The following is a 10,322-nucleotide window of genomic DNA, read 5'->3' on the forward strand; positions in this document are numbered from 1 at the left end:
ACACAGAGAAAACTGAGTTTGGCCATAAAGGGAGATTCAACCGCAAAGCGCGATAAGAAAAGGCGCAAAGAACGCAAAGTTGGGCGCATATTGTTTTAACCACGGAGAAAACTGAGACGAGACACAGAGAAAACTGAGTTTGGCTATAAAGGGCGTTTTAATCGCAAAGCGCGATAAGAAAAGGTGCAAAGAATGCTGAGCTTCCAGTTTATAATGTTTTAGGAAAGCAATTACAGTGCTTATCTGGTTCGGCAGCCCCGGTCCCGTTACTGCTCCGATGAAGAATCGGGAGCATCCACAAAGATCGGGTTTAGGTGTCAGGGATAGCAAGACTATTAACGTTTTAAGCAAATGCCAAGAACAGGCCTTGCTGATCAGAACAGGCCACTATAAAATAAACCCGACAAAGCTAAATAGCCCGGAATGGAGCACAGCGAAATGAGGACTATAAGCGAATGGCGGGGCTACAGGAGCCATGGAATACAGCACGCCTGTTTTCAAAAAAAAATCGTCATTTCAATCGAAACGCAAACCCGAACTTCCCGGAGAGAAATCGGTTAAAATAGATTTCTCGACTGCGTTGCACTCCGCTCGAAATGACGATCTGTTGCTTTATTTATTCAATTCAGCGAAATATTTGTGGAATAAAGGCAAAGTTTCTATTCCTTTATAATAGTTGTAGATATCATATTTCTCATTCGGCGAGTGTAGCGCATCGCTATCTAAACCGAAACCAAAAAGTACCGATTTAATACCCAATACATCCTCAAACAAGGCTACAATTGGGATACTGCCTCCGCCACGGGTTGGAATAGCAGTTTTGCCAAAGCTATCTTCAATGGCTTTTTCAGCAGCTTTGTAAGCAATACTGTCTGTTGGCGTTACCACGGGCTCGCCACCATGGTGCGGCGTAACTTTTACCTTTACGTTTTTTGGCGCAATGCTTTCAAAATGTTTGGTAAAAATCTCTGCAATTTCTTCTGAGCTTTGGTTGGGCACCAAACGCATAGAAATTTTGGCATTGGCTTTACTTGGCAATACGGTTTTGGCACCTTCACCAATATAACCACTCCAGATTCCGTTTACCTCCAGGGTTGGGCGGGTACCGGTACGCTCTAAAGTAGAATAACCTTTTTCACCCCAAACTTCCTCAATATCAAGATCTTTTTTGTATTCGGCCTCATCATAAGGAGCAGCATTTAATGCTTTTTTCTCTTCATCTGATAGTTCTACCACTTTATCGTAAAAAGCAGGGATGGTTATGTGATTATTTTCATCGTGTAAAGAAGCAATCATTTTACAAAGAATAGTAGCCGGATTGGCCACTGCACCACCGTAAACGCCAGAGTGCAAATCGCGGTTCGGTCCCACTACCTCAACTTCCATATAAGCCAAACCACGTAAACCGGTTTCGATAGAAGGATGCTCCATGCTGATCATCGAGGTATCAGAAATTAGAACGACATCGGCTTTCAATCGATCTTTGTTTTCATTTACAAAAATACCCAGATTGGCAGATCCTACTTCTTCTTCACCCTCAATCATGAATTTAACATTGCAAGCCAACGTATTGGTTTGCATCATCAGTTCAAATGCTTTTACATGCATATAAAACTGGCCTTTATCATCGCAGGCGCCACGGGCGTAAATTTTACCGTCGCGTACTGTTGGCTCGAAAGGTGGCGTATGCCAAAGTTCTAAGGGATCAGCAGGCTGAACATCATAATGGCCATATATTAAAACAGTTGGCAGAGCAGCATCGATAATTTTCTCACCATAAACAATAGGATATCCGGCTGTTGGACAGATTTCTACATGATCAGCTCCTGCATCCTTCAATTTTTGTGCTACATAATCAGCAGTTTTTAAAACATCAGCTTTGTATTTAGGATCGGCACTAACCGATGGAAAACGCAATAACTCAAACAATTCATCTAAAAAACGTTGTTTGTGCGTTTCTACGTATTTTTTAATCTCTTGCATAACAAAATTAGTTTGGGCAAATATAGGCTTTACCTGATAAAAGGCACAGTAAACGATGAAATTATCATCCATGCAAGAACGAAACTTAGCTTCCAGCCGATAGGTTGACCACAGATAATAATCTTTATTTAAAATCACTTGCTGATGTAAAAGCCATAAACCCGTATTTCAAACTATACAAATCGTTTTATGTTTGTAAAAAAGAATAGTACAAATATTATTTATATCTACTTTTTTGTAAATTGCGCCAAATATCCTTTAAATCCTGTACGAAAGAATTTTACCAATGAAGTTTAGCACGAAAGTATTTCTAACTCTGCTGCTGCTTCTTGTTATCCGTATTTCTTCGTTCTCACAAGGGACATCTACTCCTACGCGGGTGAGTTGCCCGGAAGCAGCGCAATACTATTCAAAGGACAGTATCAATATCGTAACTTTTGGTGCCAGCACTGTAGAGGGCGTAAAGGGTATTGGTTTCCAGACCATGCTCCAGAACAATTTTATAAATTGTTACGCCAACAAAATAGTGGATATTACCAATCATGGTATTGGTGGCCAGACTACTTTCCAGGGATTGCTCAGAATAGACAACGCTATAGCCAACAGAACAGGTTTTATTGTCATTGATATGGGTATTAATGATGCCATTGCAATAACTACAGGAAAAGGAAGCATAGCCGAAACCGTTGCCAATATGAGGTCGTTAATTACGGTGAGCCTTAAACAGAAGTTGGTTCCTATATTATGCACGCTACAGTTTGTTGATGACAGGACCAATAAAAGTAATGTGGCTGTAAATACCAACATCAGGAATATCAATGCGGCTTACAGAAAATTAGCGGCAGAATATAAAATATACCTGGCTGATGTAAATGCGGCAATGAGACGCGATTTCTCGCTTTATCAGGATCCGTTTCATCCAAATGCACGCGGTTACAGATTGATCAGTTATGTTATTTTCGACGCAATTAATAAAGCTATTTTTGAAAAATTCCTGAAGTTTACCGTTACGCAGAATTACCCGAATCCTGCAGCCATGCAAACATTTATTGATCTCGTCTTGCCTGAAACAGATAAAATAAACGTCCAGATTTATGATTTAATGGGCCGGTTGGTGAAAACAGTGGTAAATGAATACCTGAATGTAGGCAAACATACTTTAGAAATCAATACCTCTACTTTTGTTCCTGGTATTTATTTCTTTAAAATTTCTTCTGATTCTGGCCAATACAACACAACCAAAAAGTTTATTGTAGCGAGGTAACAAAAGCATTAAATATTAGTCAGATATTTGATTCATACGCGCTATCATTTTAATTATGTCCTCCGATATATCTTTTACAAACGAAACAGTAAATCTTGAACATCTTCCAAAGTATGAAGAAGTTTTACTAAAACAACCTCATTCCAGTTACTGGAAAATTATCTGCATCAACCTGGTGATTTTTTTTGTGCTACTGGGAATCGGTACTGGCTCGCTTTTATTGTTTGTGACTGAAATAAGACCAAATGCGGTTTGGATTGTCCCGCTCTATTTCATCCTGACCGCTGTTTTTTTTCTGCTTTTCCGTTTAAGTTTCAAAAAACGGGGTTATGCGATCCGTACACACGACGTGATTTACAAAAGTGGGGTTATTGCTGAATCGACTACAATAGTACCCCTAAACAGGATTCAACATATCGAATTAAATGAAGGCCTGTTTTCCAGGATGTACAAGTTAGGATCATTACAGCTGTTTACCGCAGGCGGCCAAACGGGGCATATCCATATTTCGGGCATTGCAATTGAAGAGGCAAAAAACATCAGGGACTTACTTTTGAAAAAATTAGAACTGCTCGAAAACCCAACAACTGAAACAGAAGCGTAATGGACAACAATTTTAGCAAACCACAGCGCGAATCGGCTTTGGGTATCGTCATCATGGGTGCGCACATGATGCTGAAAATTGGCAAGGCAACTTTTTTCCTATTCGTTATTGCCTTCGTCAAGATGTCGGGCACTTCTTTCGCCTACCTCATGTTGGGTATTGCTGCAATAATCGTATTCAGTTTTATATTTGCATATTTATGGTACCTAAAATTCACGTTCTTTTTAGATCAAGAAAAGCAGGAATTCGTGGTAAATAAAGGCATATTCAACCGCGATCAGGTCATTATTCAGCTTGACAAAATACAACAGGTTAACATTAACCAGAACATTTTGCAAAAAATTATAGGTGTCTATGGGCTGAAAATCGACACGGCCGGTGCGCATGGAGAAGAAGTAAGTATAAAAGCCATCGATGAAACTTCGGCCTATATCCTTAAAGAACACCTGTTGAACAGCGATACCACAACCGAAACACAACGGCAAGTTGACCTGAAAAATAACAAGACAGCAGAAGCACCATTTTTAAAAATAAGCTCCTGGACACTGTTTAAAGTTGGATTAACCTCTAACTATGGGCAAAGTTTAGCTTTAATTGTTGTTTTTTTTTATACCGTTATTTATGAGGGCAGGCAATTACTTGATGCTTTTAAAATTAACCAAGATCAAATTCAGAGCACAGTAACCGGGATGCTGACCATCGTTACCATTTTTATCTTAGTTGCGTGCCTGTTAATTGTACTGTTGATTGTTAACCTGGTTAGAACTTTTTACAAGTATTTTGAACTCGAAATTAGCGAACATTCCAATACGCTCTTGCTCTCATCGGGATTAATTGCCAAGAAAAACACCCTCGTTAGTCCAAATAAAGTTCAGATTACAAAATACAGCCAGAATTACTTTCAGAAAAAACTGAACATGCTGAATATGAGTTTAAAACAGGCTCATTTTGGTCAGAGTAAAAAAGGGCACGAAATGCAGGGAAACACCTTAGAAATTCCGGGGTGTAATGCTGGCGAACGCGATGAATTGCTGAAAATGATCTTGGGCAAGGTACCATTCAAGGAAAAAACCTTTATTCCCGACTGGCGTTTTCTAAACCTGCCTATTTTCTTTAAACTGATTGTACCTGTATCAATCTTTTTGATCATTACCTTTAATGTACCAGAACTGAAACCTTATATTGGCTTTTCAATTGCCTATCTAATTATCGGTGTATTGATGATTTATATCAGTTACCGCCGGCACCGGATTTCAGTAAGTCAGGATTTCATAATCAAAACCAGCGGAATCTGGGACATTGCTAATGAAATTGTAATGCCTAATAAAATTCAGGCCATTACCACCTTTCAATACCCCTGGCATAAAGGAGTGGATGTTGGCCACCTCACTTTACATACCGCCGCAGGACAGATTCACTTTAAGTATGGCAATTACACCGAAATTAAACAGCTTGTTAATTATTGGTTATACCAGGTGGAAAGTAGAAATGAAAATTGGATGTAAACAAACAGTTGTCCGGCTGCCGGACCGAACAACGGTTATGCTTTAATTAGTTGTGATATGCTGAAGCAAAATCTTTGGCAAAATCTTCAAGTTTAATGTTCCCTAAAACAGGTCTGTTTTTGTAATAATCTACAAACAGTTTATTACTTCTGATCGCATCGCCCATTTCTACATAGTTTTTGGCTATTTCTTCGGGTAATCCTGCCCCTACCATTCCGTTAAATGCCTCTTCATCGCTAAATTCAACCCATGGTAATGTTGGCTTACCAACAGCCATACCCAATGCTTTTGCAACATCAGCTGGCGTGCTTTCATCATCACTGGCTACATATTGGATGGTTTTACCTGTAAAATTACTTTCCAAGACTTCTGCAGCTGCCACTGCAATATCAGCAGGATGTACCAAAACAAGTCTGGCATCAGCGCCAAAATTAGAACCCAGTATATCTGCATGTTTAACCATATCGATGTTGGCTAAAAAGTTGATGTAAAAGTAACCGGCACGCAAATGTTTAACATCTACCCCATTTAATTCGGCAAAAATATTTTCTACGTCGTGCAAGCCAGCTATCGGACCGGTTCCATCAGGCAGATCTGCACCTACACTACTTAAATTCACCACTTTTTTAACCCCCGACTTTTTTATGGCAGCAGCATAATTTTCGCCAATACCTTTAATATATTCCCTGAATTTTGGCGCAGCAAAATTTGGCGGAACCATGGTGTAAATGGCATCAGCCCCTGCGAAAGCATTTGTTAAAAATTCTGTATCGTCTACACTACCAATTAAAGGTATTGCGCCCAGGGCTTTAATTTCTTCGGCTCTATCGGCATTGCTGCTGATCACTTTTACTTCATGGCCTTTGGCCACCAATATTTTGGCCAGCGGCTTTGTAATATTACCTGTTGACCCTGTTAATGTTATTTTCATGATTTTTTATTTTTAATTACTGAGTACAAAGCTATATTTGTGCTTACTTTTATACAAGTACTTACCCCAAAGTATGTAACCATGACTGCTGTTAAAGAAAGTTCGACCCGTAATTTCAATAAAGGCGTAGCGCTAACCAGCTGCCCTGTTACTTTTGTAATGGAAAAAATTGGTGGTTATTGGAAACCGATTATTATTTTTCATTTGATGAGCGGGCCAAAACGCTATAGTGAGCTAAAACGAGCCATACCACAGATTACAGAAAAAATGCTGATACAACACTTAAAGCAATTGCAAAATGACGACCTGGTTCACCGTGATGCACAAGCGGTTATTCCGCCTGTAGTGACTTACAGTCTCACCAAATCAGGGCAGGATCTTTTTCAGGTATTGGATTCCATGGTAGATTGGGCCATTAAAAATGGCTCTGTTTAACCTCATTATAGACAAAATAAGGGTTTGAGTAAAACTTTGGCTCATTTTACCATTTAAGACACATAAGGTACATATAAGCCAATACAGGGTAGATCATGAAATAAGTTTAGCATGATGGCTTTATGTGTAATTGATCATTAGGCGATATATTCTTTTTATTGATTGGAAATGAAAGGATGGTTTTTCATCGGAAGCTGCAGTCCTGCTGTTCACTGTAGCCCTCATGCTTCGGGGCTGCCGCTGCCATCAGGTTTACGAACAGCGTAGCTGCAAACGGCGACCTTGAAAATGAAAAACGCATCTATACATCGAAACGGCCTAAAGGATCATAATGCCTTTGATGTTTCCAGCCTGCTTGTAAACTGCAATCACCTCATCCGCATTTTGCACTGGTTTCTTTACCGTAATGGAAACATATTTCCCTGTTTTTGAAGGCTGCTCCATAAACTCATCGTTAGGTAAAATGGCACGTAACTCCTGTATTTTATCTAAACCTCCGGTAATGATAAATTTAAAATGGTAAACACCCGGAAATTTTTCAACGCTTTCCAGTTTCTCTTTTAAATTCACATAAATATCCTGGCTGGCCCCTTCCGGGATATCGGTAAACTCAATATCGTTATTTGTTTTTTTCTCTTCCATTATTGTACTATCTCAAATTCTATACCTAAAAAATCAGTATGAAATTCTGACAGTATACACAGTTATTCGATTGAAATAAACATCAATTTGGGTTTTGAACCTTTAATAGCAGCATAAACTCAATTTACCTAAACCTTGGCGAAGCGGATACCGACCTGAGCGTAAGGCCTGCAGGCGTATGAGCACAGCAAAGGGCTATACAACCCTATGAAATACAGGTTTGGCTTTCCCCTAAATTATCGAAGGTACAATTCATACCCAAATTTAAGCTCACGATCTTTTTATATTATTACCCAATAAAGGAAAGATGCTGACCACCAAGTAGCTTTTAGACCTAAAAACAATAAGAATAGCTAATAAAATAAGTTCAGCATGACGAATGATTTGCACGAGCCATTGGATTTTTAACTAATTACCAACACCTTTGGCAAAAAGCCCCGAGAATTGTTATTTTTGAACCTCAAAAAAACAGGAGCCGATTTGGATTATTTAGCAGGATTAAACCCACAACAAAGAGCAGCAGTAGAGAACACAAAAGGACCGGTAATGATTGTTGCAGGTGCAGGTTCGGGCAAAACCAGGGTAATTACTTTTCGTGTAGCCCACCTGATCCAAACCGGTACCGATCCATTTAACATCCTGGTTTTAACCTTTACCAATAAAGCGAGTAAAGATATGCGCGAGCGTATCAGCAAAGTTGTTGGCGCAGAGGCGAAAAACATTTGGATGGGTACATTTCACTCTGTTTTTGCAAAAATTTTACGCGTAGAGGCCGAAAAAATCGGTTATCCGAACAATTTTACCATTTACGATACCGACGACAGTAAAAGTGTAATCCGTGCCATTTTAAAAGAAATGCAGCTGGATGATAAATTATATGCCCCAAATTTCGTGTACGGCCGGATTTCGTCGGCAAAAAACAACCTGATATCATGGGGAGAATACCAGGCTAATGACCAGATTCAGGCTGAAGATATCCAGAACAAACGCCCGCTGTTGGGCCAGATTTACGAAACCTATGCCAAACGCTGTTTCAGAGCTGGGGCAATGGATTTCGACGATTTATTGTTCAAAACCAACATCCTTTTGAAAGAACATCCGGATGTTTTAAATAAATACCAGCAAAAATTCAGATACCTGATGGTAGATGAGTACCAGGATACCAACTTTTCACAATATACGATTGTGAAAAAACTGGCTGCTGCGTATCAGAACATTTGCGTGGTGGGTGATGATGCACAAAGTATTTATGCTTTCCGTGGTGCAAATATCCAGAACATCCTGAATTTCGAACGCGATTATCCTGATTTGAAGGTTTACAAACTGGAACAGAATTACCGTTCTACCCAGAATATTGTTGACGCAGCAAGCAGCATCATTGCCAACAATAAAAACCAACTGGAAAAGAATGTCTTTTCTGAAAATGTGGAGGGCGACAGGATCAAAGTTTCCCGTGCTTTTACGGATAATGAAGAAGGTAAACTGGTTGCCGAATCCATTATTCAGGAACGCAGTTTAAAAGGTTATACCTATCATGATTTTGCCATTCTTTACCGCACCAATGCACAAAGCCGTGCAATGGAGGAAGGTTTGCGCAAACTGAATATCCCATATAAAATTTATGGGGGTACGTCCTTCTATCAGCGTAAAGAGATCAAAGATTTAATTGCCTATTTCCGTTTAACTTTTAACCCAAAGGATGAAGAGGCAATAAAACGTGTAATTAATTACCCTAAACGTGGTATTGGTGATACTTCAATCGATAAAATCATCGTTGCAGCCGATCAGCATAACCTCACCATGTGGGATGTGATTTCGAATGCACACCAGTACGTGGATGGACGTTTAGCCAATCAGCTCAATGATTTCGCCATGATGGTGCAAAGCTTTCAGGCAGAAGCTAAAAAACTTGATGCCTATGATTCGGCATTGTTTATTGCTCAACATGCAGGTATTTTAAAAGAACTATATACGGATGACAGCGTTGAAGGGCGCGCGAGATATGAAAATATCCAGGAATTATTAAACGGTATTAAGGAATTTGCAGAACGTGAAGATATTGAGGAAAAAGGCCTTGATATTTTTATGCAGGATGTTGCGCTTTTAACCAACGATGATAAGGACGGCGATAAAAATAAGGATACGGTTTCTCTGATGACGATCCACTCGGCCAAAGGTTTGGAGTTTAAGAACGTGTTTATTGTGGGATTGGAAGAAAACCTGTTCCCATCACAAATGTCGTTAACTAACCGCACAGATTTAGAAGAAGAGCGCCGTTTGTTTTATGTAGCCATTACGCGTGCAGAGGTAAAACTGACCATCACTTATGCCACTTCCCGCTATCGCTGGGGTACCTTAACCAATTGCGAACCAAGCCGTTTCATTAACGAAATTAACCCTAAGTTTTTAGAATTGGATGTTAAACCAGCCAAATCAAACAGTTTTGAAGGCAGTTTTGACAGCGAGCGTAAATCGTGGACTTCTCAGCCCCGTGATTTCATCAGTAAACCAAAACCTGCAGCCGGTGCAACTACTTCAGTACCAGCCGCACGTCCGAAAACAACTTCATTACTGGCAAAAGCACACGTGCCAACACCTGGGTTTACGCCATCACAACCGCACGAGTTTCAAGGTGGTATGGAAGTGGAACACGAAAAATTTGGCTTTGGAAAAATTATTAGTTTAGAAGGCACTTTACCAGATGTAAAAGCCACTGTATTTTTTCAGGGCTTAGGCAATAAACAGTTGCTGCTTAAGTTTGCAAAATTGATGATTGTGAAATAAATGTAGATTTCCATTTAGCCGCCGAAATTCAGAGATGCTAAATAACAAGATTAGTCATCCTGAACTCGTTTCAGGATCTTTAGTAGATAATCAACAGATTGCCATTGACAGAATCCACTAGTGTGGTCGTCATTCTCACGCATGCGGAAATCTTAAAGCACCCTGCAATAGCAT

General features: G+C 39.7%; 8 protein-coding genes. 5 read left to right on the forward strand and 3 right to left on the reverse strand.

Going from position 1 to position 10,322, the window contains the following annotated elements; all coding sequences use genetic code 11:
- Window positions 1-612 precede the first annotated feature (612 nt).
- The gene (locus ABEG20_RS10630; protein WP_406827348.1) at window positions 613-1,983 is read right to left on the reverse strand and encodes a dipeptidase; all 1,371 of its coding nucleotides are present in this window, start codon (window positions 1,981-1,983) and stop codon (window positions 613-615) included.
- A 286-nt stretch (window positions 1,984-2,269) separates the two neighbouring features.
- Here ABEG20_RS10630 and ABEG20_RS10635 point away from each other — a divergent pair, with 286 nt between their 5' ends.
- From ABEG20_RS10635 to ABEG20_RS10645, 3 genes are read left to right on the forward strand one after another with little or no spacing between them, the layout of a single operon-like run.
- Window positions 2,270-3,247 carry a GDSL-type esterase/lipase family protein gene (locus ABEG20_RS10635; protein ID WP_406827349.1) on the forward strand — a complete coding sequence of 326 codons (978 nt, stop codon included), beginning with the start codon at window positions 2,270-2,272 and terminating at the stop codon, window positions 3,245-3,247.
- 55 nt (window positions 3,248-3,302) lie between these two features.
- On the forward strand, window positions 3,303-3,851 hold the full coding sequence (locus ABEG20_RS10640) for a PH domain-containing protein (protein WP_406827350.1): 549 nt from the start codon (window positions 3,303-3,305) through the stop codon (window positions 3,849-3,851).
- On the forward strand, window positions 3,851-5,356 hold the full coding sequence (locus ABEG20_RS10645; protein WP_406827351.1) for a PH domain-containing protein: 1,506 nt from the start codon (window positions 3,851-3,853) through the stop codon (window positions 5,354-5,356). Before ABEG20_RS10640 ends, ABEG20_RS10645 begins: the two co-directional genes overlap by 1 nt.
- Window positions 5,357-5,402: 46 nt before the next feature.
- Here ABEG20_RS10645 and ABEG20_RS10650 read toward each other — a convergent pair whose 3' ends face one another.
- The gene (locus tag ABEG20_RS10650) at window positions 5,403-6,287 is read right to left on the reverse strand and encodes an NmrA family NAD(P)-binding protein (RefSeq protein WP_387504557.1); all 885 of its coding nucleotides are present in this window, start codon (window positions 6,285-6,287) and stop codon (window positions 5,403-5,405) included.
- A 39-nt stretch (window positions 6,288-6,326) separates the two neighbouring features.
- Between ABEG20_RS10650 and ABEG20_RS10655 the strand changes: the two genes are divergently transcribed.
- Window positions 6,327-6,722: a winged helix-turn-helix transcriptional regulator gene (locus tag ABEG20_RS10655; protein WP_387504556.1), complete on the forward strand. Its 396-nt coding sequence runs from the start codon at window positions 6,327-6,329 to the stop codon at window positions 6,720-6,722.
- A 318-nt stretch (window positions 6,723-7,040) separates the two neighbouring features.
- Here ABEG20_RS10655 and ABEG20_RS10660 read toward each other — a convergent pair whose 3' ends face one another.
- Window positions 7,041-7,364 (reverse strand): DUF493 family protein, encoded by a 324-nt coding sequence (locus tag ABEG20_RS10660; protein WP_406827352.1) that lies wholly within the window; start codon window positions 7,362-7,364, stop codon window positions 7,041-7,043.
- Window positions 7,365-7,844: 480 nt separating this feature from the next.
- Here ABEG20_RS10660 and ABEG20_RS10665 point away from each other — a divergent pair, with 480 nt between their 5' ends.
- Window positions 7,845-10,148 carry an ATP-dependent helicase gene (locus tag ABEG20_RS10665; RefSeq protein ID WP_406827353.1) on the forward strand — a complete coding sequence of 768 codons (2,304 nt, stop codon included), beginning with the start codon at window positions 7,845-7,847 and terminating at the stop codon, window positions 10,146-10,148.
- The last annotated feature ends 174 nt before the right edge of the window (window positions 10,149-10,322 follow it).

The sequence above is a fragment of the Pedobacter sp. KACC 23697 genome, from assembly GCF_045348445.1.
Taxonomy (GTDB): domain Bacteria; phylum Bacteroidota; class Bacteroidia; order Sphingobacteriales; family Sphingobacteriaceae; genus Pedobacter.